At 69.4% G+C, this 24,492-nt stretch carries 24 protein-coding genes and 1 pseudogene; 14 read left to right on the top strand and 11 right to left on the bottom strand.

What is annotated here, in order from left to right:
- Positions 1 to 11: 11 nt before the first annotated feature.
- The gene (locus NRB56_RS24395) at positions 12 to 446 is read right to left on the bottom strand and encodes a hypothetical protein (protein ID WP_153346123.1); all 435 of its coding nucleotides are present in this window, start codon (positions 444 to 446) and stop codon (positions 12 to 14) included.
- Between the two features lie 136 nt (positions 447 to 582).
- Here NRB56_RS24395 and NRB56_RS24400 point away from each other — a divergent pair.
- Positions 583 to 1,316 (top strand): annotated as a pseudogene (locus tag NRB56_RS24400) (enoyl-CoA hydratase/isomerase family protein).
- Between the two features lie 79 nt (positions 1,317 to 1,395).
- Positions 1,396 to 1,914 (top strand): peptide-methionine (S)-S-oxide reductase MsrA, encoded by a 519-nt coding sequence (gene msrA, locus NRB56_RS24405; RefSeq protein WP_319943472.1) that lies wholly within the window; start codon positions 1,396 to 1,398, stop codon positions 1,912 to 1,914.
- Between the two features lie 135 nt (positions 1,915 to 2,049).
- Here the strand turns inward: msrA and NRB56_RS24410 are convergent, their stop codons facing one another.
- Positions 2,050 to 2,760: a GntR family transcriptional regulator gene (locus NRB56_RS24410; protein WP_153346125.1), complete on the bottom strand. Its 711-nt coding sequence runs from the start codon at positions 2,758 to 2,760 to the stop codon at positions 2,050 to 2,052.
- Between the two features lie 490 nt (positions 2,761 to 3,250).
- On the opposite strand from NRB56_RS24410, the gene NRB56_RS24415 reads away from it, so the two are divergent.
- Genes NRB56_RS24415 through NRB56_RS24425 form a run of 3 tightly spaced genes read left to right on the top strand, consistent with a single transcriptional unit; the run spans position 3,251 to position 6,039 of the window.
- Entirely contained in the window at positions 3,251 to 3,679 is a 429-nt protein-coding gene (locus NRB56_RS24415) for a GAF domain-containing protein (RefSeq protein ID WP_194290972.1), read from the top strand.
- Between the two features lie 16 nt (positions 3,680 to 3,695).
- Complete coding sequence (locus NRB56_RS24420) at positions 3,696 to 5,126, top strand: cytosine permease (RefSeq protein WP_153346129.1); 1,431 nt, start codon at positions 3,696 to 3,698, stop codon at positions 5,124 to 5,126.
- On the top strand, positions 5,119 to 6,039 hold the full coding sequence (locus tag NRB56_RS24425; protein ID WP_153346131.1) for a polysaccharide deacetylase family protein: 921 nt from the start codon (positions 5,119 to 5,121) through the stop codon (positions 6,037 to 6,039). Before NRB56_RS24420 ends, NRB56_RS24425 begins: the two co-directional genes overlap by 8 nt.
- A 16-nt stretch (positions 6,040 to 6,055) precedes the next feature.
- Here the strand turns inward: NRB56_RS24425 and NRB56_RS24430 are convergent, their stop codons facing one another.
- From NRB56_RS24430 to NRB56_RS24445, 4 genes are all read right to left on the bottom strand, one after another.
- Entirely contained in the window at positions 6,056 to 6,439 is a 384-nt protein-coding gene (locus NRB56_RS24430) for a hypothetical protein (protein ID WP_153346133.1), read from the bottom strand.
- A 111-nt stretch (positions 6,440 to 6,550) separates the two neighbouring features.
- Entirely contained in the window at positions 6,551 to 7,822 is a 1,272-nt protein-coding gene (locus tag NRB56_RS24435; protein ID WP_319943473.1) for an acyl-CoA dehydrogenase family protein, read from the bottom strand.
- Between the two features lie 148 nt (positions 7,823 to 7,970).
- Positions 7,971 to 9,101 carry an acyl-CoA dehydrogenase family protein gene (locus NRB56_RS24440; RefSeq protein WP_153346135.1) on the bottom strand — a complete coding sequence of 377 codons (1,131 nt, stop codon included), beginning with the start codon at positions 9,099 to 9,101 and terminating at the stop codon, positions 7,971 to 7,973.
- A 22-nt stretch (positions 9,102 to 9,123) separates the two neighbouring features.
- Entirely contained in the window at positions 9,124 to 9,888 is a 765-nt protein-coding gene (locus NRB56_RS24445) for an SDR family NAD(P)-dependent oxidoreductase (protein ID WP_153346136.1), read from the bottom strand.
- A 206-nt stretch (positions 9,889 to 10,094) separates the two neighbouring features.
- Between NRB56_RS24445 and NRB56_RS24450 the strand changes: the two genes are divergently transcribed.
- From NRB56_RS24450 to NRB56_RS24465, 4 genes are all read left to right on the top strand, one after another.
- On the top strand, positions 10,095 to 11,312 hold the full coding sequence (locus NRB56_RS24450) for a CaiB/BaiF CoA transferase family protein (RefSeq protein ID WP_153346138.1): 1,218 nt from the start codon (positions 10,095 to 10,097) through the stop codon (positions 11,310 to 11,312).
- Between the two features lie 28 nt (positions 11,313 to 11,340).
- A complete protein-coding gene (locus NRB56_RS24455; protein WP_153346140.1) occupies positions 11,341 to 11,904 on the top strand; it encodes a hypothetical protein in 564 nt (187 codons plus the stop codon).
- Positions 11,901 to 13,172: an amidohydrolase family protein gene (locus NRB56_RS24460; protein ID WP_319943474.1), complete on the top strand. Its 1,272-nt coding sequence runs from the start codon at positions 11,901 to 11,903 to the stop codon at positions 13,170 to 13,172. The genes NRB56_RS24455 and NRB56_RS24460 overlap by 4 nt, the downstream gene beginning before the upstream one ends.
- A gap of 69 nt (positions 13,173 to 13,241) precedes the next feature.
- On the top strand, positions 13,242 to 13,805 hold the full coding sequence (locus tag NRB56_RS24465) for a TetR/AcrR family transcriptional regulator (protein WP_319943475.1): 564 nt from the start codon (positions 13,242 to 13,244) through the stop codon (positions 13,803 to 13,805).
- 4 nt (positions 13,806 to 13,809) lie between these two features.
- Here NRB56_RS24465 and NRB56_RS24470 read toward each other — a convergent pair whose 3' ends face one another.
- Positions 13,810 to 14,673 (bottom strand): alpha/beta hydrolase fold domain-containing protein, encoded by an 864-nt coding sequence (locus NRB56_RS24470; protein ID WP_153346142.1) that lies wholly within the window; start codon positions 14,671 to 14,673, stop codon positions 13,810 to 13,812.
- Between the two features lie 239 nt (positions 14,674 to 14,912).
- On the opposite strand from NRB56_RS24470, the gene NRB56_RS24475 reads away from it, so the two are divergent.
- Complete coding sequence (locus tag NRB56_RS24475; protein ID WP_153346144.1) at positions 14,913 to 17,033, top strand: ArnT family glycosyltransferase; 2,121 nt, start codon at positions 14,913 to 14,915, stop codon at positions 17,031 to 17,033.
- Between the two features lie 202 nt (positions 17,034 to 17,235).
- Positions 17,236 to 17,886 carry a hypothetical protein gene (locus NRB56_RS24480; RefSeq protein ID WP_153346146.1) on the top strand — a complete coding sequence of 217 codons (651 nt, stop codon included), beginning with the start codon at positions 17,236 to 17,238 and terminating at the stop codon, positions 17,884 to 17,886.
- A gap of 6 nt (positions 17,887 to 17,892) precedes the next feature.
- Here NRB56_RS24480 and NRB56_RS24485 read toward each other — a convergent pair whose 3' ends face one another.
- The 3 genes from NRB56_RS24485 to NRB56_RS24495 all read right to left on the bottom strand — a co-directional run bounded on the left by NRB56_RS24485 (position 17,893) and on the right by NRB56_RS24495 (position 20,244).
- Positions 17,893 to 19,353, bottom strand: a complete 1,461-nt coding sequence (locus NRB56_RS24485; RefSeq protein ID WP_153346148.1) for an MFS transporter — start codon at positions 19,351 to 19,353, stop codon at positions 17,893 to 17,895.
- Between the two features lie 160 nt (positions 19,354 to 19,513).
- Positions 19,514 to 19,993 carry a bacterioferritin gene (gene bfr / locus NRB56_RS24490; RefSeq protein WP_153346150.1) on the bottom strand — a complete coding sequence of 160 codons (480 nt, stop codon included), beginning with the start codon at positions 19,991 to 19,993 and terminating at the stop codon, positions 19,514 to 19,516.
- 59 nt (positions 19,994 to 20,052) lie between these two features.
- The gene (locus tag NRB56_RS24495; protein WP_153346152.1) at positions 20,053 to 20,244 is read right to left on the bottom strand and encodes a (2Fe-2S)-binding protein; all 192 of its coding nucleotides are present in this window, start codon (positions 20,242 to 20,244) and stop codon (positions 20,053 to 20,055) included.
- Between the two features lie 172 nt (positions 20,245 to 20,416).
- Between NRB56_RS24495 and NRB56_RS24500 the strand changes: the two genes are divergently transcribed.
- Positions 20,417 to 20,590, top strand: coding sequence for a hypothetical protein (locus tag NRB56_RS24500; RefSeq protein ID WP_153346154.1), 174 nt, complete (start codon positions 20,417 to 20,419; stop codon positions 20,588 to 20,590).
- 13 nt (positions 20,591 to 20,603) lie between these two features.
- Here NRB56_RS24500 and NRB56_RS24505 read toward each other — a convergent pair whose 3' ends face one another.
- Positions 20,604 to 21,956 (bottom strand): cytochrome P450, encoded by a 1,353-nt coding sequence (locus NRB56_RS24505; protein WP_153346156.1) that lies wholly within the window; start codon positions 21,954 to 21,956, stop codon positions 20,604 to 20,606.
- Between the two features lie 203 nt (positions 21,957 to 22,159).
- Here NRB56_RS24505 and NRB56_RS24510 point away from each other — a divergent pair, with 203 nt between their 5' ends.
- Positions 22,160 to 23,092 (top strand): TIGR03564 family F420-dependent LLM class oxidoreductase, encoded by a 933-nt coding sequence (locus NRB56_RS24510; RefSeq protein ID WP_153346158.1) that lies wholly within the window; start codon positions 22,160 to 22,162, stop codon positions 23,090 to 23,092.
- Between the two features lie 205 nt (positions 23,093 to 23,297).
- On the top strand, positions 23,298 to 24,449 hold the full coding sequence (locus NRB56_RS24515) for a cytochrome P450 (protein WP_153346160.1): 1,152 nt from the start codon (positions 23,298 to 23,300) through the stop codon (positions 24,447 to 24,449).
- Positions 24,450 to 24,492: the final 43 nt, after the last annotated feature.

A 24,492-nucleotide genomic window follows, 5' to 3' on the forward strand; every position in this document is an offset into this window, starting at 1 on the left:
GCTCCTTCTCGTCAGCCGACGGGCGCGGCCCGGGATGCCGCCCGGGCCGCCCGCAGTCCGGCGATGCCGATCGCGATATCTGCCAGTATCTCGAAAATCGCTGCGAACCAAGAGAACCCGGTGACGCGCCGCGCGGCGGGCGCATCGATGAAGCTGTCGCTCAACGGGCCGAACCAGTCGGGAAGTAGGTGTACCACGAAAAAACCGGCGGCGCTGACGAATCCGACGATCGTGGCGGCGACCGGGGCGTGCCGGTAGCCGGTGAACACCAGAGCGACGACGACCACCGCCAGCGTGAACTGGATGGTGCCGAGCGTCATGACCAGGGTCGACACCGTGTTCATGCCACGCCGTAGATGATCGGCGCCGTGCACGAGCAGGGCTGTCGCGAAGACGACTGTCACCGCGCGCAACGTGGTGCGGGATCGGTCTCGAGGAGGGAGCATGTGCCGGGTCCTTCCGTCGCCGGAATTCTACGACCGAGCGTAGTAGACATCGGGCGCAGAGGGCGGCGAAGCCCGGAAAATCGTCCAGAACGTTATTCTTGTTGTAGAGATCAAGGTTCTCGTGGGCAGGATGGGCATGGCTGAGTTTTCCGAGGTATCGGTCGAGCGACAGGGCGCGGTGGCGGTGGTGACGCTCGACCGGCCGCAGCGCCGCAACGGCGTCACGATCGCGATGTGCGAGCAGCTCCACCGCGCGCTGCGCGAGTTGGCCGCCGGTGACGCGCAGGTCGTGGTGTTACGCGGCGCGGGCGCCGACTTCTCGGTCGGCGCGGACATCGGTGGTAGCGGCGATTCCGCCGGGGCGGCCACCTTGCGGCGGCTCGGGCCCAGCTATCACGCGGCGACCCTGCTGCACACCATGCCGCAGGTCACCATCGCCGCGATCGACGGCGGCTGCGCCGGTGCGGCGATGGGCTGGGCCACCGCGTGCGACTTCCGCTGGGCGACGACCCGCGCCCGGTTCACACGGCCTTCCTCGACGTCGGGATCTCCGGCGATATGGGGCTGGTCTGGTCGCTGCTGCACGCGGTCGGCGGCGGCCGTACCCGCGAAATGCTGTTGTTCCCGGGCAAGTTCACCGCCGGCGAGGCGCACGAGCAGGGCCTGGTCACCCGGCTGTTCGATCCGGAGACCTTCCACGACGAGGTGGCCGCGCTGGCCCGCGAACTGGCCGCCCGTCCGGCGTTCGTGCTGCGGATGATGAAGGCGAACGTGTTGTCGGCGGAAACGCTGCCGCTGGCCGCGTACATCGACATCGAATCCGCGCGGCATCTGCACACGGTGCCCGACTCGCCGCTGAGCCGGTCGTGATCACCGTCTCCGCGGAACTTTTCCGCTCCGGAACGAGTTGTAGCAGGAGTCGACGGAACGTGTTCGTGAAGGAGGAAGCGTGACCGAAACGCGGAAGGCGATCCTGGCCGGTGGGTGCTTCTGGGGTGTGGAGGATCTGATCCGCAAGCAGCCCGGAGTGGTGTCGACCGAGGTCGGCTACACCGGTGGCCGCAACGATCACCCCACCTATCGCAACCACCCGGGCCATGCGGAGGCCGTGGAGATCACCTACGACCCGGCGCGGACCGATTACCGGGCGCTGCTGGAGTTCTTCTTCCAGATCCACGACCCGACCACGAAGAACCGGCAGGGTAACGACATCGGCACCAGCTACCGCTCGGAGATCTTCTATCTCGACGACGAGCAGAAGCGGGTGGCGCTGGACACCATCGCCGACGTGGACGCCTCCGGCCTGTGGCCGGGCAAGGTGGTCACCGAGGTGAGCCCGGCGGTGCCGTTCTGGCCGGCCGAGCCGGAGCATCAGGACTACCTGCAGCGCTACCCGGACGGCTACACCTGCCACTTCCCGCGGCCGGGCTGGAAGCTGCCGCGCCGGCAGGCCACCGCGCAGTCGTAACCCACCGATGAGCGGGGTCGCCCGGCGGCCCCGCTCGCCGCATTCTCCGGCGGTCCGGCGATCTGCCTCCGCCGCGCGCTGGACCCTCAGCCGCGGGCTCGGTCCTCGACCGCCGGACACGACGGGCTTCGTCGCTCACCACGGCAGATCGGCCAGGACCTCACGACGCGTGGCCCGCATATGCGCGGCGGACAGTTCCGCGGCGAGTTCCGGATCGCCGTTCGCGATGGCCGCGGCGATCGCGGCGTGCTCGGTCTCGATGCGGTCGTGCTCGCTGCCGTGCCGCAACAGGAACTGCACCCGCCCGCGCAACGGCGCGAGCACGCCGTCGAGCACCTCGTTCCCCGCCAGGCGTGAAATCTCTTCGTGCAGAGCCATATTGCCGCCGTCGGAGATCGGGAAGCCGCCGGTCGCCAGCCGGGTCCGGCCCAACTCCAGCACCTCACGCAGCCGCAGCGCACCGGCCGGGGTGATCTGCTCGGCTGCCTGCCGCGCCGCCAGCGCCTCGAGGGTCTCGCACACGTCGAACAGGTGCGCCACCGAGGCGGGATCCAAGGCCCGCACCCGGACCTGACGGCCGCGCACGGTCACGTACCCCTCCGCCTCCAGAAGGCGGATCGCCTCCCGCACCGGCACCCGCGAGATGCCCAGCGCCACAGCCAGATCCTGTTCGAACAGGCGCATGCCCGGCGTGAGCCGGCCGACGGCGATCCAGTCGCGCAGCACATCGCGCACCCGTTCCCGCAGCGGCGGCAGGCCGGGGCCGCACTGCCGCAACATGTTCTGCACGCGGGGTGGGACCGGGGGCAGTTGCGCATGCCCCGGAACCGTTGTCGGTGACGCCATGAATCAGTGGTAACACGCTCGTGCTAATACCTCGCACCGCCGGTGTTTCGGCGGCGTTTCCGGCTGTGTATACCTCGCGAAGTATACGTCCGCATTCGTTGACTTCGATGTCGCGGTATTCCCAGAATATCGACATCGGAGCGATCGGACGAGCACGGAGGAGGCACTTCATGGCAGCGATCGACGTCGTCCGCGCCGGGGCGGAAATGGTATTCGCCGAGGCCGCCCGGCCCATGCCGGATTCTTCCGTGCGAATATCCCGTAGTGTCCGTGAATCGGCGATCCGGCCGGGCGAATTGCAGTGTCCTGAAATCGTTTCGGGCGAGTATCGGCCCGATTCCGGCGACACCCGGACGGCGAATACTTCACCGGAATTTCCGCGGCCGAATTGTTCGGCGGTATCGGCTTTTCCGGCACACGCCGGTGTCCCGGATCGGCGCCGCACGGCCGCCCGGCGGTCGCGGAACCGGTGCGAGCGTGGGGTTCTCGCGTGACCGCCGAATACGCCGACGGATGCCGCCGGCTGTTGTCCGCGACCGGGGCCGACCGGGTCACCCTGCGGCTCGCCGACGCGGCCGGATTCCCGGCCCTGGTCGCCGAGGAACTGGCGCCCGGGGTGCTCTCGATGCGAACCGGCACCCCGATCGATCCGGCCGGCTATCCCACCTACCGGCACCTGGTCGAGACCGGTGAAATCCTCATCCAAACCGACACCCGGACCCATCCGATCCGGCCGCCGCGGTCGCTGATCGAGGAGATGCGGGTCTACGCGCAGGTGCTGGCGCCGATCCGCCGCGCGGGCCGGACCGTCGGCACCATCTCCGTGCACATCCAGGACCGTCCGCACCGATTCACCGCCGCCGATGTCGCCGCGGTGCGGGATTTCCAGCAGTACGTCGAAGCCGGGCTCACCGGCTGATCATCGAGGAGTCGTCATGTCCGAACCACCACCGATCAGCCCTCGGCTGCACAATCCGGATCTCGCGCCGGCCACCACCCGGGACTGGAACGGGTACAGCGTCTTCGCGCTGTGGATGTCGGTGCTGCACAACGTCGGCGCCTACACCTTCGCCATCGGCTTCTTCTTCCGCGGCCTGAGCATGTGGCTGGTGCTCGCCGCGATGGCCGTGGCCCTGGCCGTCGTCTACGTGCTGATGAATCTCAGCGGCGCGATCGGGCAGCGCACCGGGGTGCCGTATCCGGTCGTGGCGCGGATCAGCTTCGGCGTCTTCGGCGCCAATCTGCCCGCGCTGGTGCGCGGCGTGCTCGCGGTGTTCTGGTACGGGGTGCAGACCTATCTGGGCTCGGTGGCGGTATCGGCGCTGGCGCTGCGGCTGGCCCCGGGGCTGGCCTCCTGGAACCGGACGCACGTGCTCGGGTTGTCGGCGCTCGGCTGGTGCTCGTTCATGCTGCTGTGGGCGCTGCAACTGCTCGTGGTGCGGCACGGCATGGAGGCGGTGCGCAGGTATCAGAACTGGGCCGGTCCGGCGGTGTACGCGGTGATGTTCGTGCTGCTCGGCTGGGTGCTCGTGCGCACCGGCGGCGCGCCGGGAGTGGAGGTGTCCGCCGAGCGGGTGCACGGCGGTTCGGCGGTGCTCGCGTTCGCGTCGATCGTGGCCCTGATCGTGTCCTTCTTCGGAACCTTCCTGCTCAACATCAGCGATTTCACCCGGTCCAGCCCGAGCCCGCGATCCATGCGGCGGGCGAATCTGTGGGGGCTGCCGGTGAACTTCCTGGTCTTCGCGGTCACCGTCGCGGTGGTCACCACCGGTAGCGCGAAGCTGTTCGGCACGGCGATCACCGACCCGATCCAGCTCGTGCAGCGGCTGGACAACACGCCGGTGCTGATCTTCGCGACCATCGTGTTCACCGCGGCCACCGTCGGCGTGAACGTCGCGGCGAACGTGGTGTCACCGGCGTTCGACTTCTCCAACATCGCACCCCGCTACATCACCTTCGAGCGCGGCGGCCTGATCGCGGCGGTCGGATCGGTGCTGGTGTGCCCGTGGGCGCTGTACTCGAGCCCGGTGGTGGTCGACTACTTCATCGGCGGGCTCGGCGCGCTGCTCGGCCCGCTGTTCGGGGTCATCGCCACCGACTACTACCTGGTGCGCCGGGGCGCGGTCGTCGTCGCGGACCTCTACATCGAGGGCGAGGGCCGGTACTGGTATCGGCGCGGGGTCAATCCGCGAGCCATGGCGTCGGCCGCGATCGGCGCGGTCGCCGCGATCCCGGTCGCGCTGATCCCGGCCTGGCATCAGGCGGCGCCGTTCTCGTGGGCACTGGGCGCCGTGCTCGCCGCCGGCGCCTACGTGGTGGCGAACCGGGCGAACGCCGGAGTCGAACGGGAGGCCGTGTATGCCTGAGGAACTGGGGCCGCGCCGGGATTTCGTCGGCTACGGCCGGGTGCCCCCGCGGGTGCGGTGGCCCGACGGCGCGCGGATCGCGGTCAGCCTGGTGATCAACTACGAGGCCGGGGCCGAGTACAGTTTCGCCGCCGGCGACGGCCGCCGGGAAGCGGTGGGAGAGTTCGGCGTCGCCATCAACCCCACCAGGCCCGGTATCCGGGACCTGTGCGTCGAGTCCAGCTTCGAATACGAGAGCCGTTCCGGCACTTGGCGACTGGCGCGCATCCTGGACGAGTACGGGCTACCCGCCACGTTCAACTGCTGTGGCCGTGCGCTGCTGGAGAATCCGGAGATCGGCAAGTACATCGCCGAGGCCGGGCACGAGCCGATGGCGCACGGCTGGCGCTGGGAGGAGCCCTGGCGGCTGTCGCCGGCCGAGGAACGCGAGCATATCGCGCGGGCGGTCGCGGATATCGAGAGTGCTTGTGGCTCCAGGCCGGTCGGCTGGCATTCGCGGTGCACGCCGTCGGTGCACACCCGGGAACTGGTGGCCGCCGAGGGCGGATTCCTGTACGACTCCGACGCGTACAACGACGATCTGCCCTATTTCACCGAGACCGCCGCGGGTTCCCATCTGGTGGTGCCGTATTCGCTGACCTTCAACGACATGCGGTTCGCCTTCCCGGGTTACGCGGATCCGACCTCGTTCACCCGATACCTGGCAATGGGTTTCGACGATCTGTGGGAGGAGGGCGCGACCCGTCCCCGGATGATGACCATCGGCCTGCACGGGCGCTGGGCCGGGATGCCGGGACGGGCCCGGGCCGTCCGCGACTTCCTCGACCACGCCCTGGCGCGCGAGGGTGTCTGGTTCGCCCGGCGGGCCGACATCGCCCGCTGGTGGCTGGATCATCATCGGGAGTTCGACTGACCCGTGGTACCGCCGGCTACTCGGAGTCGAACTCGTCGTATACCGGCTCGTTGTACGACGGCAGGTTCGCGATCGGCGGCTGCTGGGTCATCCCGCCCGGAATGCTGTTCGACGGCGGCCGCAGATTCAGGGGGTCGGGCGTGACGCCGGGGAAGATGTGCAAGCCACGCGGGAAGGTGTCGTTCCCGGAGCGGTTACCGCGATCCTCGTCGGGATTGCCACCGCCACCGGGACCACCCGGAATACCCGGGATGCCGGGCCCGACGGGCAGGCTGACCACACAATCCCCGCATGCGGTGAGCGTGGCCACCGCGTGCGGGCCCGCTATCGGCCCCAGAAGGGCGCCCACCACCCCGGCGGCGAGGCAACAACGCCGCAGAGCCGACGATTTCCGGGCCATGGCTGCACCTCTATCCTGGCGTACCTGGAAAGTGCGATCCGATAGCTAATTGACAGCAATCCTTTTTTCTGATAGTACGCCCGCCGAGCCCGATTTGTACCCGATGTCGCCCTATCGAGATCCGCCGCGCGGTACCTCCCGGAACGGCACGTTGCGATCGGGCAGCTGCTCCCGGGGGAATCCGAGCACCCGCTCGCTGATCACGTTGCGGGCCATCTCGGTGGTGCCGCCGCCGATGCAGGCGGTCTGACGCATCAGGAAACCGTTGCCCGACTGCGAGATTCCGCCGTCGTCATCGGACCAGGCGGCCGCGTCCGGGCCGGCGAGGTCGAATTTGATGGTCGCCGTGCGGGTTCCGGCGATACCGCGATACAGGCGGCCGATGGCGGCGGACTGGTCGGAAATCCGGCCGGACCGCATCCCGCCCGCGATGCGCTGCATGAGCGCGTCACCGACGACGTCCAGCGTCCGGGCCTCCCCGATCAGGTCCCGGGCCCGCGGATCGTCGAGAACCCCGGCGTCGCGGGCGATGTCGGCGGGCGAGGCGTCGGCGACCGTGTGCACCTGACCCTGCGGATAGGTGACGTACGGCGAGTTGAACAGGGTGCGCTCGTGGAACATCCAGCGCGTCACCACCGTCCAGCCGTCGTCGACGGCGCCGACCCGGTCGGTGTCCGGCACCCGGACGTCGGTGAGGAATTCCTGGCAGAAGTCCTTGGCGCCGTTGAGCATCTCGATCTGGTGCACGTCGACGCCGGCCTGCTTGATCGGCAGGATGAACACCGACAGGCCGCGGTGTTTCGGCGCGTCCCAGTTGGTGCGGGCCAGGCACAGCGCCCAGTCCGACCACCAGGCGCCGGTGGTCCACACCTTGGAGCCGTTGAGCACCCACTCGTCGCCGTCGCGGACCGCGCTGGTCAGCGCGCCCGCCACGTCGGAGCCGCCGGACGGCTCGGAGAGGAACTGCATCCAGATCTCCTCCCCGCGCAGCATCGCGGGGATGTGCCGCTGCTTCTGCTCCTCGGTGCCGAAGTCGAGAAGCACTGCGGCACAAGGGCACATGGTCGGGATCTGGAAGCGGGTCGCGCATTCGTACCCGGCCAGCTCCTCGTTGAACGCCCGCTGGTGGGCGGCGGTCAGGCCGAGGCCGCCGTATTCGCGGGGAATGGCGATGCCCGCGAACCCGGCGTCGTACACCTTCCGCTGCAACTGCCGGTCGTAGGCGACCGACGCCAATTCCTCTTCCGCCGGAACGCTTCTCAGACCCATCGCGGTCTCGGGCCGGAACGGGCCGAGATTGCCGCGGATCCACTCGCGGGCCCGCGCCCGGAAACTCTCGACATCCTCGGCCACGGCCGCGATATCCGATAAATCGACGCTCACGCTGTTTCTCCCTTCGGCATGGACGGAGGGCCTGCGTGGTGACGCTCCGCTACCGCCTTCGGCCCTTGACCGTTCATGCCCTGTCCATTCGGCATGAGCGGAGGGCCTGCGTGGTGACGCTCCGCTACCGCCTTCGGCCCTTGACCGTTCATGCCGCCCTACCTTCCCGTTCGATGACGAATTGCGCGATCCGCGCCCGGTGCTGTGCCGGGGTGCCGTACAGCGCGCGATCGACGGTGGCGCGGCGCAGGAACAGATGCAGATCGTGCTCGAAGGTCAGGCCGATGCCGCCGTGCAGCTGTACGCAGTCCTGCAACAGTTCCAGGCCGTATTCGCCGATGTACGCCTTCGCGACGCTGACCAGTTCGCCCGCATTGCCGGCCCGCGCGGAGACGGCGGCGGCCGCGGCGTCGGCGATCGCGTGCGAGGCCTCCAGCCACGACTTCAGGTCGGCGAACCGGTGTTTGATGGCCTGGTAGGAGGCCAGCGGCCGGCCGAACGAGTAACGGTCCGTGGCCCATTCGACGGTCATGTCGAAGCCGCGCTGCATCGCGCCGACGGTCTCGGCCGCCTGGATCGCCAGTGCCAGTTGCAGCTGACGCTCCAGTTGCGTTGCCGCGCCGCCGATCTCGCCGACGGCCGCATCGATCGGGACCCGGACGCCGTCGAAGGTCACCGTGCCGAAGCGGCCGGTCAGATCGACCGTCTGGAGTGCGGAGATCGAGACGCCCGCGGCGTCGGCGGGCACCAGCACCTGGGTGAGCCCGGCGCCGGTACGGCCGCTCACCAGCAGGTATCGCGCCTGCGCCGCGGCCTCGACCGGGCGCTTCACCCCGTCGAGCACCAGCTCCGAGCCGTCGACCCGGATCCGGAGGCCGACCGCGCCGATACCGCCGCGCGGCTCGGCGTGCGCCCAGCCGGCGACCGCGGCGCCCGACAGGATCTCCGCCACCACGTCCGGATGCGATCCGGCCTCGCTCAACGCGGCGGCCACCACGTTGGCCGACAGCAGCGGCCCGGGCGCGGCGGTACGGCCGAACTCGTACGCGATCAGCGTCAGGTCGACCACCGGGTCACCGCTGATACTGCCGCCGCCGGCCTCCTCGCCGACCAGCAGCGAGGTCCAGCCCAGATCCGCACCGCGACGCCAGTATTCGGCGTCGAAGCCGTCCGTCTCGTGACGCCGCCGCCGGATCGCCTCCACCGGCACCTGTTCGGCCAGGAACTTCGCGGTGGTATCCCGGAAGAACTCCTGGTCGGCACTCAACTCCCACAACATCGGCCCACAACTCCCGCAAGTCTCAGATGTTGAACCGCAGCGCGCCGTCGATACGGATCACGGTGCCGTTCAGATAGTCGTTCTCCGCGATGTGCAGGGCGAGCCGCGCGTATTCGTCGGCACTGCCCATGCGCTTCGGGTTCGGGACCGAAGGTCCCCATTTCGCCTGCACCGCGGCCTCGTCCGGACCGTAGGCAGGCGTGTAGAAGGTGCCGGGGGCGATCGTCATGACGCGGATACCGGTCGGCGCCAGGTCGCGCGCGGCGGTGAGGGTCAGGCCGATGACGCCGCCCTTGGCCGCCGAGTAGTCGCTCTGTCCCACCTGACCTTCGAAGCCCGCGATGCTCGCGGTCGCGATGATCACGCCGCGCTGCCCGGAATCCAGCGGCTCGTTGGCGGTCATCGCCGCGGCGGTCAGGCTCAGCACCCGGTAGGTGCCGGTGAGATAGATGTCCAGGGTCCGGGCGAAGATGTCCGCCGAATAGGGCTCGCCGGCGCGATTGACGATGCGCCGGGCGGCCACCGGCCCGCCGTGCACGATCACCACGGTACGCAGCGGAGCCGCGGAGGTGGCGGCGGCGATGGCCTCGCGTACCGAATCGTCGCTGGTCACATCGGTGCGCACGTAATCGGCGCCGCCGAGCTCGGCGGCCAGGGCCTTACCGCGCTCGTCGTTGAGGTCGGCGATCACGACGTGCGCTCCCGCCTCGGCCAGCCGCCGCACGGTGGCCGCGCCGAAGCCACCGGCCCCGCCGACCACCAGAGCGGAGGATCCCTCCAGCTGCATTGCTCTCTCCCGTTTCTGCGGCCGGACCGCGATTGTTCCCCGCCGCTCCGCGGCCGGTTCGAGATCCGCGAAAAGCATTGGAAGACAGTAATATTCGACAGGCCGGGGGAGCGCGCCCGAGCACTGCCGTGGTCTTGACTATATGTCCGCGGACGGCGAAAGTAAACGAGACAGTCTCGTCTCGAAAGTCCGATGGGTGGTCATAGATGACCGAAGTCATGCAGGGTGTGCGCATCCTCGAAGTCGCCGAGCACACCTTCGTCCCCGCGGCGTCGGCCCTGCTGGCCGACTGGGGCGCCGAAGTGATCAAGATCGAGCACGTGGAGCGCGGCGACGCGATGCGCGGGCTCGGCGCGACCGGTGTGGTGAACATTCCCTCCGACGTCCACGTCCTGCTGGAGCACTCCAATCGCGGCAAGAAGAGCCTGGGGCTGGACCTGAACTCCGACGAGGGCCGGGCGATCCTCTACCGGCTGGCGGCCACCGCCGACGTGTTCCTGACCAACAAGCTGCCCCGGGTGCGGCAGAAGTTGCAGATCGACGTGGACACCATCCGCGAGCACAACCCGAACATCATCTACGTGCGCGGCACCGGACAGGGCGACAAGGGCCCGGAGGCCGACGCCGGTTCCTACGACTCGCTCGCGTTCTGGGCGCGGCCGGGCGTCGGGATGGCGATGGCCCAGCCGTCGTACGGTCACGTGCCCAGCCCGCCGGCGCCCGGCTTCGGCGATTCCATCGGCGGCATGACCATCGCCGGCGGCATCATGGGCGCGCTGTTCCATCGGGAACGCACCGGCGAGGCCACCACCGTGGATGTCTCGTTGCTGGGCACCGGCATCTGGGCGATGGGCCAGGCGGTGGCGCTGTCGCTGCTGATGGACGTGCCGTGGATGCCGCCGCCGGAGGGCCGCGCCCGGCTGAACCCGCTGGTCGGGAACTACCTCACCCAGGACGGCCGCTGGCTGTCGCTGTGCTGCCTGCAGGCGGGCCGGTACTGGGCCGAGGCGTGCGAGCTGATCGGCCGGCCGGATCTGGCCACCGATCCGCGCTTCGCCGATCATGCGGGGCTGCAACAGAACTGCACCGAGGCGGTCGAAATCCTCAACGAGGTCTTCGCGTCGCGTCCCCTGGACGAATGGCGTACCGCGCTCGCCGGTTTCAGCGGTCAGTGGACGGTGGTGCAGACCACGCTGGAGCTGCCGTCGGATCCCCAGGTGGTCGCCAACGGCTATGTGCAGGAATGCCGTACGGCCTCCGGCACCCCGTTCCGGATGGCCGCCGCGCCCGTCCAGTACGGCGAACAGCCCCCGGTGCCCGGCCGCGCGCCGGAGTTCAACGAGCACGGTGACGCGATCCTGGCCGACCTGGGCCTGGACTGGGATACCGTCGTGGATCTGAAGGTTCGCGGCATCGTCGCCTGATCGCCGCGCAGCCGAAGGGAGTTCCACCATGCGCCCGGCCACCACCACCTCCACCCCGCCCGACCGCCGGTGCGGGCTGCGGCACCGCCTGGTGGTCGTCGCGCACGATCCCGAACAGGTTGTCCGGTACGCGGGTGGGTGGCTGTTCGACCAGGTGATGGCGGGCTGGATGGTGTACGCGCTGGTCGCCGAGCGCGGCAATCGCCGGTCGCTGCGCATCCTCGGTACCCAGGTCGCCGGGTTGCACCGGCTCGACGTCGCGCTCGAGCCGGGCCCGCAGGCGCTGGCCGTCGACGCCGCGCTGTACCGGGCGGATCCGCAGGTTCGCGACCTCGTCGGCGCCGCCCGGGATCGCGGCCGCACCGAGGTCCGGTTGTGGAATGCCGGCCACAGCGCCGACCAGGATCCGTTCGAGTACCGATTGAGTTCCGCCGCAATGGCTTTCAAAGCTCAAGCGCTCGTCGCGGTCGGGGCCGGCGCGCGCCGGGTCGATCGGGTCGAGCAGTTCCACCGTGCCGCTGTGTCGGCCACGGTCATCCCCTTTCCGTCGACCCGCTCTCGTATCGCCGAAACCTCGAAGGAGTTGTCGTGAATCTCGAGGACATGATTCTGGTCAGTATCGATGACCACATGATCGAACCGCCCACCATGTACGCCAACCACGTCCCGGCGAAATGGAAGGACGACGCGCCCAAGGTCGTCCGCAACGCGAACGGCGTGGACGAGTGGGTGTTCCAGGGCGAGGCCACCTCCACGCCGTTCGGGATGGCCGCGACGGTCGGCTGGCCGAAGGAGGAGTGGGGTTTCAACCCCGGCGCCTACAGCGAACTGCGGCCGGGTTGTTTCGATGTGCACGAACGGGTCCGGGACATGAACGCCAACGGCGTCCTGGCCTCGATGTGCTTCCCCACCATGGCCGGATTCAACGCCCGCACCTTCCACGAGGCGCGCGACAAGGAACTCGCGCTGGTCATGCTGCAGGCCTACAACGACTGGGCGATAGACGAATGGTGCGGCACCTACCCGGGCCGGTTCATCCCGCTGGGCATCGTCCCGATGTGGGACGTGGACCTCGCCGTCGCCGAGGTCCGCCGCCTCGCCCGCAAGGGCTGCCGGTCGATCAGTTTCCTGGAGACCCCGCACGTGCAGGGGTTCCCGAGTTTCCTGTCCGGGCACTGGGATCCGATGCTGGAAGCGTTGTGCGAGGAGAACATGGTCCTGTCCCTGCACATCGGCGCCGGGTTCGACGTGATCAAACGCCCCGACGAGGCCCCGATCGACCACCTGATGGTGCTGGCGTGCCAGATCTCCGCGATCACCGCCCAGGACCTGCTGTTCGGCCCGACCCTGCGGAAGTTCCCGACGTTGCGGGTCGCGTTGTCCGAGGGCGGGATCGGCTGGATCCCCTTCTACTACGATCGCATCGACCGGCACTTCACCAACCAGGCCTGGCTGCACGGCGGCAACGACTTCGGCGGCAAACTACCCAGCGAGGTGTTCAAGGAACACATCCTGGCCTGCTACATCACCGACCCGTCGGGGCTGCTGCTGCGCGACCGGATCGGCACCGACATCATCGCCTGGGAATGCGACTACCCGCACACCGACACCACCTGGCCCGAATCCCCGGAATACGCGTGGGCGGAATTCCAGGAGGCGAAGGTGACCCCGGACGAGATCCACCGGATCACCTGGCAGAACGCCTGCCGGTTCTTCGACTGGGACCCGTTCCGGCACACCCCGAAAGAGCAGGCCACCGTCGGGGCCCTGCGCGCCGCGGCCACCGACGTCGACGTCACCCGGATGTCGAAAACCCAATGGCGCGAACGCAACGAGGCCGCCGGCATCGGTACCTTCTGACCGTACGTTCCGGGAACGACGCGGACCGTCGCCCGTGCAGTGCTCGTCAGCCCGTCGAAAGGACCGCATGTGCCGCGCCCGCTCGCCTCGGAGGAACTGATCCTGCGCGCGACGATCGACATCCTGGCCGAACACGGGGTCGACGGTCTGGCCGTCGACACCGTGGCCGCCGCGGCCGGCGTCAGCAAGGCGACCATCTATCGGCGCTGGGGTTCCAGAGCCCAGCTGGTACACGCCGCGATCACCTCGATCCAGCGGCCGGTGGACGAACCGGACACCGGCTCACTGCGGGAGGACCTGCTGGTGCTGGTGCGGCAGCTGGTCAGCTACGTGTCCAGCCGCGACAGCGGCCGGGTGTTCGCCTCGTTCCTCGACGCGGCCACCCGCGAGCCGGAACTCGACGAGGTGCGCCGGAAATCGGTCGCCGACGCCCGCGGCACCTACGAACGGGTGCTGCGCCGCGGCGTCGACCGTGGTGAGCTGCCACCGGACACCGACGTCGGGCTGTTGATCGATCTGCTGATGGCCCCGGTGATCTACCGCGCCCACTTCGAACGGAAATCGGTGCGCGGCGGCTACTCCGACACCGTCGTCGACATGGTGCTGACCGCCGCGCGGGCCTGCGCGCCCTAGGCGGTCAGCCCCGCGCGACGGTCTCCACGATCGTGCGCGCCGCGGCCCGGCCCTCCGGGACCGGGACCAGCGGATACACGTGGATCGCGCCCTGGCACACGGTCACGGAGACGTTGGCGGCGCGTTGCCGCAGCAGCAGCGCGTCAGGATAGAACAGATCCCGCGTGCCGATGTACACATCGGTGGGCGGCAACGCGGACAGCGGGCCGTTGATCGGGCTCAGGCGCGGGTCGGCGAGGTCGTCGCCCCCGGCCCACGCCGTGCCCGCGGCGAGCAGGCCGGTGCGGCTGAGCCAGGGGTCGCGGATCGAGGCGGCGTCCGGATTGGCGAGGGTCAGATCCAGCCACGGCGCGATCAGGACCAGGCGCGCCGGCGGCGGCAGCTGCAACCGGGGCAGGGTCTGGGTGAAACCGAGCGCGAGCCCGCCACCTGCGGAATCCCCGAGGATCGTCATCGGGATGGCGTCGGGCGCGGTCGCGGAACGGCGGTAGACCGCGGTCAGGAACTCGTAGGCCTCCCGGTAGCCGTGCCGCGGCGCCAGCCCGTAGATCGGCACCTCGACCCGCACACCCGCGTCGGCCAGCTGCGCGATCAGCGCCCAGTGCTGGCGGACGATCTCGGAGATGTAGCCGCCGCCGTGCAGGTACAGGGCGCTGCGTTCGACGCTGCGATTCCGGGGCGTGATCGTGTAGCAGGTGAAGCCGCCCTCCGTCCGCCGTTCCACCCGGTGGCGGCCGCGCAGCCGGGCCGGTGGAAGGGCCGAACCCTTCGGCGCGGCGATGCGCTCCCGGGCGCGCTGCGGGGTGTTCATCCGGCGCTGCGTCGTCATCCGCATGTACACGGCCACTGCGTCCATCTGCACGCTCATCCGAACGGTTTCCTCTCCGGCTCTCGTCGCCGTGATCGACGACCCGGCAGACGCGCGACATGTTCCGGTGACGAATACGGTGGCCCGCGGCGGGCCGGCCCGGCGATGGTCGCAGCATAACGGGTGCGCGGCAGCCCGAGCATGTGAGGTATGCCCTGTTCAGAGGCCCGGATGCGCTCACAGCTCATTCCCAGCGACACCCCAGGCGGGCCGAAGTGACGCCGCCGAGAATCGGCCTCATGACCGAGACTGTCACGCGAGCCGACGTGCCGCCCGACACGGCGCTCCCGGCCCCCGCCTCCCGCCCGCGCTGGGAACTACCCGGCCTGGCCCTGCTGCTGATCGGCACCGCGGTCGCCTACTTCTGGAAGCTGACCGCGGCCGGGTGGGCGAACGAGTTCTACGCGGCGGCCGTGCAATCCGGCGCCCGGTCCTGGAAGGCGTTCTTCTTCGGGTCACTGGACCCCGGCAACATCGTCACCGTCGACAAGACACCACTGTCGTTGTGGCCGATGGAGTTGTCCGCCAGGCTGTTCGGGTTCAGCAGCTTCAGCATGCTGCTGCCCGAGGCGCTGCTCGGCATCGCGTCGGTGGCGCTGCTGTGGGCCACCGTGCGGCGGCCGTTCGGGCCCGGCGCGGGTCTGCTCGCGGGCCTGGTGCTGGCGCTGACTCCGGTGGCGGCGTTGATGTTCCGGTTCAACAATCCCGACGCGATGCTGACCTTCCTGATCGTCGCCGCGGCCTGGGCGATGACCCGGGCGCTGGCCGGCGGACGCTGGCGGTGGCTGGCACTCACCGGCCTGATCGTCGGATTCGGTTTCCTGGCCAAGCAGTTGCAGGTGATGCTGGTGGTTCCCGGTCTGGCGCTGGCGTATCTGGTCGCCGGGCCGCGGCGGTTCGGGGTCCGGATCGGCCAATTGTGCGCCGCCGGTGCGGGTCTGCTGGTCGGCGCCGGTTGGTGGGTGCTGATCGCGCAGCTGTGGCCGGCCGGCTCCCGGCCGTACATCGGTGGCTCGGAGGACAATTCGGTCCTGGATCTGACCCTCGGCTACAACGGCCTGCAACGGCTCAACTCCGAGGACGGTGGACCCCGCTCCGGGACTCCGGGAATCACCCGGCTGTTCCAGCCCGAACTGGCCGGTCAGATCACCTGGCTGATCCCGGCGGCGCTGGTGCTGCTGGTGGCGGGCCTGGTACTGCGCGGTCGCCGCACCTCCGGTCCGGCTGCGGTGCACCGATATTCACGGACCGATGACCAGCGCGCGGCACTGCTGCTGTGGGGCGGCTGGCTGCTGGTGTCCGGCCTGGTCTTCAGCTACATGACCGGAATCTTCCACTCCTACTACACGATGACGCTCGCGCCGGCGGTCGCGGCGCTGATCGGCGGCGGCAGCGCGCTGCTGTGGCGCGAACGCGAAAAGCCTTGGGTGCGAGCGACACTGGCGCTGAGCGTGGCCCTGACCGTGGCGACGGCCTGGTCGATCCTGTCCCGCACGCCGGCCTTCTTCCCGTGGCTGCGCTGGACCGTCCTGGTCGTCGGCGTGGTGGCGACCGCGGCGATGCTCGCGCCGCTGTGCGGCCGGGCCGCCGTGATCGCGGCGCTGGCGGCGATGTTCGTCGGCCTCGCCGGGCAGATCGCCTACACCGCGGACACGGTGGCGGTCGGGCACGGTGGCGGCGGCACCTCGGCCGGACCGCGGGTGCCGGGCCGGGGCGGCTTCGGCGGTCCGCGCGACGGCGGAGCGAATCGCCCCGGTCAGGGCGGGCCGGGGGCACCGAACGGTACGGGCCGCACGGGCGACGCCGACGGAAATGGCAACGGCGCCAACGGATCAGGCGCACCGAATCGTCCCGGTGGCAACGGAGACCAGGTGGCGCCCGGCCCGAACGGTGGCGCCGCGAACCCGGGACCGAGTGGTGCCGCGAACCCGAATGCGAACGGCGGTGGCGCGAATCCCGGTGCGCCGGGCGGAGGTAACGCGGGTCCGCAGGGCCCCGGTGGCGGCTTCGGCGCGCAGCCCAGTGAGCGGGTCGTCGCGATGTTGCAGGAGAACGCCGGTTCCTACACCTGGGCAGGAGCGGCCGTCTCCTCGCACTCGGCCAACTCCTATCAGTTGGACAGCGACGTCCCGGTGATGTCGATCGGCGGATTCAGCGGTGGCGACCCGGCGCCGACCCTGGCGAAGTTCCAGGAGTACGTGGCGCAGGGCCGGATCCACTACTTCCTCGGTGGCAGCCGCGGTTTCGGCAACGACCGCGACACCGAGAGCGCGAAGATCACCGCCTGGGTGCAGCAGCACTACACCGCCACCACCGTGGACGGCGTCGCGGTCTACGACCTGACCGCTCCCGCACACTGAGCGCCGGCGACCCGCTCGGCTCGCCGGTCGAGCGGGTCGCCGCGCGGCACCCTCTCCGGCTGTACGCGCCGGGACATCGTCCGGCCGAACGTCGGAACGGTCAGCCGGACCGCGCTCGCCGGTGCGGCGACGGACCCCGCTCGCCGCCGGTGCGGCCGGCGGAAGTCGTGCCGGTGTCGCCCCACAGTGGTAGACCGATTCCATGACGGAAGCGGTTGCCGTGACGCCCGGGGCGGGTGGGCGGTCGGCGGAGTTCTGGGGATATCTCATGTGGGGCCTGGCCGGGGCGGTGATCCTGGTGCCGGAGTTGATCGCGGTGTTCCGGGTGGCGGACCTGCCGACGATCTCCGCGACCATCGGTCATCTGGAGACGCAGCACTCCTGGGTGCGGCTGGTCGTGGTGTTCGTGATCGTCGTGCTCGCCTATTACGCTGTGCCGCAGCTGATCACGAACCCGGAGCAGTCGGGCGTGGTCGGCGGGCGGCAGGTCACGGCCAACGGGCGGATGACACCGGACCCGGGCGCGGTCCGCTATCGGGGGATGGGCGGCTATCTGGTCGCGGCGATCGCCACGCTGGTGCTGGGGGTGGGGTTCGCCGTCGGCGCCCGGGTGATGTATCCGGGCACCTACGCCGGGGCCTATGTGCTGTACGGGGCGATCGCGGTGATGTGGGTGGTCGTGCCGAGTCTGCTGGCCGCGTTCCGGGCGCGAGAAGTGCCGTTTCCCACGCTGTTTCGCACGGTCGGCTATCTGGAGCGCCGGGCGCATCCGCTGGCCGCGGTACTCTTGGCGCTGCTGGTGATCCTGCTGCTGCACCTGGCGTTCTATCCATGGCCGCGCGTGGTGTCCTGAGCGCCTTCAGGATTCGACCGGCAGGGCGGCCGGTGCCGGGGTGGCGGGCTGGGGCTCCGGTTCGGAATCCTCGAAGCGGCTGCGGACCGGGATGGCGGCGGTGATCGCGCCGGCCAGCAGTGCGACGCCGCAGCCGATCAGCAGTCCGGTGTGGAATCCCGCCGAGGTGGGGATGCTGTGGCCGTGGTAGTTCGTGCTCATCTGGGCCAGCACCGCGCCGATCACCGCCGCCGACACCGAGGTGCCCGCGGCCCGCATGAGTGTGTTGAAACCGTTGGCGGCGGCCGTTTCCGAGTGTGGCACCGCCGCCATGATCAGCGCGGGCATGGCGCCGTAGGAGAAGGCCACGCCGGTGTAGATGATCATGGTGACGATCAGCAGCGTCCAGGTGTGGGCGAGCATCACCGTCGAGGCCGCGTAGCCGGTCGCGATGATCAGGCAGCCGACCAGCAGGGTCGTCTTGGGTCCGCGCGCCGCGGACAGTCGCGCGCTCACCGGCGACATCAGCACCATCATGATGCCGTTGGGCGCCATCCACAGGCCCATCGTCATCATCGACTGTCCCAGACCGTATCCCGTGGCCACGGGCAGTTGCAGCAACTGCGGGATCAGCAGCGCCTGCGCGTACATGCCCATCGCGACCACGAACGAGGCGGCATTGGTCAGCAGCACCTGCGGTCGTCCGGTGGTGCGCAGGTCGACCAGCGGATAGCGGGTGCGCAGTTCCCACCAGGCCCACAGCCCCAGCGAGACGACGCCCACCGCGATCAGGGTCAGGATGGATCGGCTGGTCCAGCCCCACAACGCGCCCTTGGAGACGGCCAGCAGCAGCGTCACCAGACCGGTGCCCAGGCCGAGCGCGCCGAGCGGGTCGAAACGCCCCTCGGGATCGCCGGTGTCGGTGGCCGGGACCATGAGGACGATCAGGACGCCGATCACCGCCGCCAAACCGGCCAGGCCCCAGAACAATACGCGCCAGCTGCTGTTCTCCATCACGGTCGCCGCGAGCGGCAGCCCCAGCGCCGCACCGACGCCGAGCGAGGAGCTGATCAGGGCGATCGCGGAGCCGACCCGTTCGGGCGGCAGCAGATCGCGCAACGCGCTGATGCCGAGCGCGACGATGCCCGACCCCATGCCCTGCAGGCTGCGGCCGATGATCATCGGCACGAGCGAGGTCGCCAGCGCGCAGACCACCGCGCCGGCGATGAGCAGGGCGACGGAGACGAGCAGGATCCGCCGCTTGCCGTACAGATCGCCCAGCCGCCCGGCCACGGGATTGGTGACCGCGCTGACCAGCAGCGTCACCGTGACCACCCAGGTGGCGTTCGACGTACTGGTGTGCAGGATCTGCGGTAGCTGGCCCAGCAGGGGGACCACGAGGGTCTGCGTGAGCGACGCGGTGATTCCCGCGAGCACGAGCACCGTCATGAGGGCGCGAGGACGGGCCGTCGATACGGGCATGGCCATGGCTGGTACTTCCCTCTGCTGAGCAACCCTAACTATATGGCTACTACACACGATGTGCATGATGCAAGACATGCACCCGTGGCAGAGGTTCTTCGGCGGATTTCTCCGGCGACAATGCTGTCACCGGCGGCGCGGTGACAGCTTCGCTCGTCGCGATCGGTCAGTCGTCGTCGGCCTTGGTGTAGCGCTGCAGGTACAGCGGTTCACCCAGCTTCTCGATGAGATCGAGTTCGGTCTCCAGATAGTCGACGTGGCTCTCCTCGTCCGCGAGGATCTCCTCGAAGATGCGGGCGGAGGTGACGTCGCCGCGGGAGCGCATCAGGTCGATGCCGCGCCGCAGCCGTTCCACGGCTTCCATCTCGACCTGCAGATCGGCCTTCAGCTGCTCGGGCACGGTCTGCCCGATGCGCAGCATGTTGAGCTTCTGGTAGTTCGGCAGACCCTCGAGGAAGAGGATGCGGTCGGTCAGCGTCTCCGCATGCTTCATCTCGTCGATGGATTCGTGCCGGGTGTGCTTCGCCAGCCGGGTGAAACCCCAGTTCTCCTGCATCTTGGCGTGCAGGAAGTACTGGTTGATCGCCGTCAGTTCGGCGGTCAGCTGCTCGTTGAGCAGCGTGAGGATTTCCTTGTCGCCTTCCATGACTAGTCATCGTGGCACAAGCCACGATGACTAGCGGTATACGGCTGTGTGTGTCTCGATCAGGCGGCGGTGGTTTCCACCGGGCTGTTGCTCCGAGCGTCGCGCACCATCTGGGCCAAACGGGTCGTGCAACTGCCGCAACCGGGCTTCCACCCGCAGGCCCGCTTGACCTGTCCGGTCGTGCAGGCGCCGGCGGCGACGCAGTCGTGCACGTCCGATTCGGTGACGGCGTTGCAGATACAGACGTACATGGCGGGCCTCGAAGCGCATCAGTGGGCAGCTTGGCGAGGTTAGGCTCGTCTTCACGAGGTAAGCCTCGCCTAAATTTATAACATCCGGACCCGGATGCCCGTCAATAGCGACGAACAAGTTTCTGTCACGATCGCCCCGCGGCCGGCCGATGCGGGCACGTACCGTGGACGTATGGGACAGATCGGTGAGCTCTTTCCGGGGCCGAAGATCCGCAAGGAGAGCCAGGAGGACGCCGGTACCGGCGATCAGCCGTTCGAGATCGAATCGCTGGATCTGGACCGCGGCGTGATCCGGGTCACTCCGCGTCCGGTCCCGCGGGCACCCGAGGGCGGCCCGGAAAGCTGATCACCGGATCCGGTCAGCGCACCCGGCGCCGATAGCGGACCGTGCACGGCTGCTGCAACTGCACCACCATCTTCGAGTGGTCGTTGCGGTAGCTGTCGGATGGCTGGGCCATCTCGAACTCCCAATCGCGCAGCAGGATCGAGAAGATCGCCTTCAACTGCATCTGCGCGAAGGCGGCGCCCACGCAGCGATGCCGGCCCGCCCCGAACGGGATCCAGGTCCAGCGATTGGTGAGGTCCTCCTGCCGCGGATCGAGATAACGCCCCGGATCGAAGTTCTCCGGATCCGGGAAATCCTCCGGCAGGCGATTGGAGATCGCGGGCGTGGCGGCCACGAGATCGCCGGGGGCGATGCGGTTTCCGCACACCTCGAACTCGTCCCGGGCCACCCGCATCAGGATGATCAGCGGCGGGTGCAGCCGCAGGGTCTCCTTGACCACCGCGTCCAGCTGCGGAATCTGGCGCAGCGCATGGAAACTCACGTCCTGCCCGTCCGCGTAGAGCTCGTCGAGCTCCGCGGTCACCTGCGCGAGCACCTCCGGATTGCGCAGCAACTCGATCACCGTCCAGGCGGCGGTACCGGAGGTGGTGTGGTGGCCCGCGAACATCATCGAGATGAAGATCCCGGTCACCTCGCTGGCGGAGAACCGCAGCCCGCCCTCCTCGTCCCGGATCGACACCAGGACGTCGAGCATGTCCCGATCCGCCTTGCCCGCGGGCGGATTCGCGATGCGGTCGTTCATGATGCCCTGCACCAGGTCGACCAGCTGCGCGCGCGCCTCGTCGCGGCGGCGGAAGCTGTCGATGGGGGCGTACGGGTCGACGTAGCACAGCGCGTCGGTGCCCTGTTCGAGCTCGTGGTAGAGGTGCGCGAACCGGCCGTCGAGCTCCTCGCGGAACTTCACGCCGATCAGGCAGGCCGAGGAGGTGTAGATGGTGAGCTCGGCGAAGAACTCGAGCAGGTCGATCTCGCCGGAATCGTCCCAGCCCGCGATCATCCGGTTCACCTCGCGGGCGATGGTCTCCGCGTGCCCGCGCATGAAATCACCGCGCAACGCCTGGTTGTGCAGCATCTCCTTGCGGCGTTCGGGGCTGGCGTCGAACACCACGCCCTCGCCGAAGATCGGCTTCATGAACGGGTAGGCGGCGCTCTGGTCGAGGTCCTCGTCGGTGGAGCGGAAGAAGAACTCGTTGGCCTCGGCGCCCGACAGCAGGATGACGTCCTTGTCCGCCAGCCGGAACGAGCCGACGTCCCCGCACTCCGTCCGCACCCGGTGCATCAGCGCGATCGGATCGGTCCGGAATTCCTCCAGGTGGCCGTGTTCGTGTTCGCCGCCGGAAACCTGTCGCGGCCGGACCAACGTCATCGCTCGAACCCTCCGTACGTGCCTGTCGACACCATGTTGGACACCTGTCTGGACGGTACTACAGGGTCGCGGCCGGGACAAGAGCGGTGCCGCGGGACCCCGGAAGCCGTTGCCATAGCCGCTGTTTCGCGGGTTGTCGATCGTTCCGATCGGGATGGTCGCAATCCGGGGCTCCGGCCCCGGACCGGGCTACCGTGGCGGCCATGGGTATCGGAATTCCGATCGGTGTGGCCCTGTGGCCCGAGCCGGGGGCGGCCAACGACGTCACGGACGTGATCGACCAGGTGACGGCCGCGCGGGCCGCGGGGGTGCGCTCGGTGTGGTTCGGACAGCGGTTCGACCTGGATTCGCTGGTGCTGGCCGGCGTGGTGGCACAGGCGGTGGACGGGATCGGCGTGGGCACCTCGGTGGTGCCGATCAATCCCCGGCATCCGGTCGTGGTCGCCGCGCAGGCGCAGACCGTGCAGGCCGCGTCGCGGGGCCGATTCCGGCTCGGCCTCGGCCTCGGCGCGGCCGCCATCGAGGAGACGGTCTACGGCGTCCGCGAGCCGAAACCGATTCGGCGCCTGCGGGAATACCTCACCGCGCTGCGGCAGCTGATCGAGGAGGGCGGGGCCGACATCGACGGCGAGCGGCTGCGCGCGCGGCCCACCTCGCCGACGACCGTCCATGGCGGACAGCACGTTCCGCTACTGGTGGCGGCGCTGAGCCCGCAGGCGCTGCGGGTCACGGGCGAGCTGGCCGACGGCGTGCTGCCGTTCCTCACCGGCCCGCGCACGCTGGCATCGCATATCGTGCCGAGCCTCGAGCGCGCGCGGCCCGCGCGAGCCCGTCCGCCGCAGGTGGTCGCCGGGGTGGTCGCGCTGGTCACCGACCGCGCCGCCGAACTCCGGGAACAAGCGGTGGCGGCACTCGGCTTCTACGAGGGCATCCCGTCCTACCGCGCCGCACTCGATCGCGAAAATGTCGCTCACGCCGCCGATCTCGCGCTGATCGGTTCCGAGGAACAGGTGGCCGCCGGGTTGCGCGCCTACGCCGAGTCCGGGGCCACCGAACTGTGGATCAGCCGATCCGGGCTCGGCGACGCGGCGGAACGCGATCGGACCGTCGCCCTGCTCGGCGAACTGACGGCCTGAGGCGCCACCGCACGCCGTCGTGGTCGGCAGGTGCCGGCATCCGACGTGAATCCTCCCGCCTGATCACGGCAGGTCCGGGAACTCCGTCACGGGAGTGCGCGCGACGGAGTTCCGGCGCAGCTGAGGGCGTGAAAGTTGTTGGGCGGCCGTGGGTGTGCGCGGATCCGGCCGTGCACAGGGATGCGGCAACGGCCATGATGGCTTGGTGCTGACCATTTTCGACGAGGAGTTCGCGCGCGATCCGTGGCCGGTGCTGGCGCACCTGCGCGAGGACGGCGGCGTGCATCGGGTGGCCACCCCGGACGGGCCGCCGGCGTGGCTGGTGACCCGCTTCGATCAGGTGCGGGCCGGGCTGCTGGACGAGCGGTTGTCGACAAATCTCCGTTTCGCGCAGGGCAACGACTATCGGGGTTTCGCGGTGCCTGCTCCGCTGGACGTGTTCCAGAGCAGCGATGCGGAGGATCTCGCCCGCTTGCGCCGGACCGTCGTGGGAGCGTTGCAGCCGCGGCGGACGGGCGAATGGGCCGAGCCCGCAGGCGATCTGGTGCGCCGGTGTCTGGCGGCGGTGCGGGAGGACGAATTCGATTTCGTGGAGCGGGTGGCCGTGCCGCTGCCGGCGGCGGTGCTCGGCGACCTGCTGGGGTTGGCCGCCGCTGAGCGCGAAGCCCTGCTGAATTGGGCGAATTCGACGCTGCGCCCCGACGGGACGCTGCGCGCCCGCGACACTCTGGCCACGATGGGCCGGATCATCACGGGCACACTGGAACACGCGCGCGCGGCAGGGGACGACACGGTCCTGGGGCGTCTGGTGGGCACCGGGCGGACCGCGGCCGGACTCGATTCCGGGCAGCTCGCGGGCCTGCTGTTCTACCTGCTGTTCGTCTGGTACGAGGTGCTCGCGGATCTGATTTCCGGTGCGGTGCTGACGTTCTCGCAGTGGCCGGCGCTGGTGGGCGCGCTCGGCCCGGACGGCGCGGTGGTCGACGAACTGGTGCGCCATCAGTCGCCGCAGGTGCTGGCGGGGCCGCGGTTCGCGGTCACGGATCTGGACCTCGGTGGCTACCGGGTGCGCGCGGGGGAGACCGTGCTGCTGTGCCTGGCCGCGGCCAACCACGATCCGGACCGTTTCGCGCGCCCGGAGGAGCCGGATCATCGCCGGGGCCCGAACGCGCATCTCGGCTTGGGTCTGGGCGCGCACGCCTGTGTCGGTACGGCATTGGTGCGGACCGTCACCACGGCGGTATTGGAGCAGATCTACGCGCAGTGGCCGGGTCTGCGCGCCACCGCCGACCAGGTGCCGTGGCGGTCCGGATTCCGGCACCGCGGCCCGCTCACGCTGCCGGTGAAGGTCGGCTGAGGCTCGGAGAACACGGAATCCGCTGTGGCGGAGAACTTTCCGG

Origin of the sequence: Nocardia aurantia (assembly GCF_009604425.1) — a bacterium.
In the GTDB taxonomy this organism is placed as follows: domain Bacteria; phylum Actinomycetota; class Actinomycetes; order Mycobacteriales; family Mycobacteriaceae; genus Nocardia; species Nocardia aurantia.

What these genes read in the sequence shown, in the direction of transcription:
- NRB56_RS24505 (WP_153346156.1), bottom strand. Translation starts at nt 21,956, where the DNA reads ATGACGTTGGTCCGGCCGCGACAGGTTTCCGGCGGCGAACACGAACAC.
- NRB56_RS24500 (WP_153346154.1), top strand. Translation starts at nt 20,417, where the DNA reads ATGGGACAGATCGGTGAGCTCTTTCCGGGGCCGAAGATCCGCAAGGAG.
- NRB56_RS24495 (WP_153346152.1), bottom strand. Translation starts at nt 20,244, where the DNA reads ATGTACGTCTGTATCTGCAACGCCGTCACCGAATCGGACGTGCACGAC.
- NRB56_RS24475 (WP_153346144.1), top strand. Translation starts at nt 14,913, where the DNA reads ATGACCGAGACTGTCACGCGAGCCGACGTGCCGCCCGACACGGCGCTC.
- NRB56_RS24480 (WP_153346146.1), top strand. Translation starts at nt 17,236, where the DNA reads ATGACGGAAGCGGTTGCCGTGACGCCCGGGGCGGGTGGGCGGTCGGCG.
- NRB56_RS24485 (WP_153346148.1), bottom strand. Translation starts at nt 19,353, where the DNA reads ATGGCCATGCCCGTATCGACGGCCCGTCCTCGCGCCCTCATGACGGTG.
- NRB56_RS24395 (WP_153346123.1), bottom strand. Translation starts at nt 446, where the DNA reads ATGCTCCCTCCTCGAGACCGATCCCGCACCACGTTGCGCGCGGTGACA.
- NRB56_RS24425 (WP_153346131.1), top strand. Translation starts at nt 5,119, where the DNA reads ATGCCTGAGGAACTGGGGCCGCGCCGGGATTTCGTCGGCTACGGCCGG.
- NRB56_RS24510 (WP_153346158.1), top strand. Translation starts at nt 22,160, where the DNA reads ATGGGTATCGGAATTCCGATCGGTGTGGCCCTGTGGCCCGAGCCGGGG.
- bfr (WP_153346150.1), bottom strand. Translation starts at nt 19,993, where the DNA reads ATGGAAGGCGACAAGGAAATCCTCACGCTGCTCAACGAGCAGCTGACC.
- NRB56_RS24410 (WP_153346125.1), bottom strand. Translation starts at nt 2,760, where the DNA reads ATGGCGTCACCGACAACGGTTCCGGGGCATGCGCAACTGCCCCCGGTC.
- NRB56_RS24440 (WP_153346135.1), bottom strand. Translation starts at nt 9,101, where the DNA reads ATGTTGTGGGAGTTGAGTGCCGACCAGGAGTTCTTCCGGGATACCACC.
- NRB56_RS24445 (WP_153346136.1), bottom strand. Translation starts at nt 9,888, where the DNA reads ATGCAGCTGGAGGGATCCTCCGCTCTGGTGGTCGGCGGGGCCGGTGGC.
- NRB56_RS24450 (WP_153346138.1), top strand. Translation starts at nt 10,095, where the DNA reads ATGACCGAAGTCATGCAGGGTGTGCGCATCCTCGAAGTCGCCGAGCAC.
- NRB56_RS24455 (WP_153346140.1), top strand. Translation starts at nt 11,341, where the DNA reads ATGCGCCCGGCCACCACCACCTCCACCCCGCCCGACCGCCGGTGCGGG.
- NRB56_RS24430 (WP_153346133.1), bottom strand. Translation starts at nt 6,439, where the DNA reads ATGGCCCGGAAATCGTCGGCTCTGCGGCGTTGTTGCCTCGCCGCCGGG.
- NRB56_RS24420 (WP_153346129.1), top strand. Translation starts at nt 3,696, where the DNA reads ATGTCCGAACCACCACCGATCAGCCCTCGGCTGCACAATCCGGATCTC.
- NRB56_RS24470 (WP_153346142.1), bottom strand. Translation starts at nt 14,673, where the DNA reads ATGAGCGTGCAGATGGACGCAGTGGCCGTGTACATGCGGATGACGACG.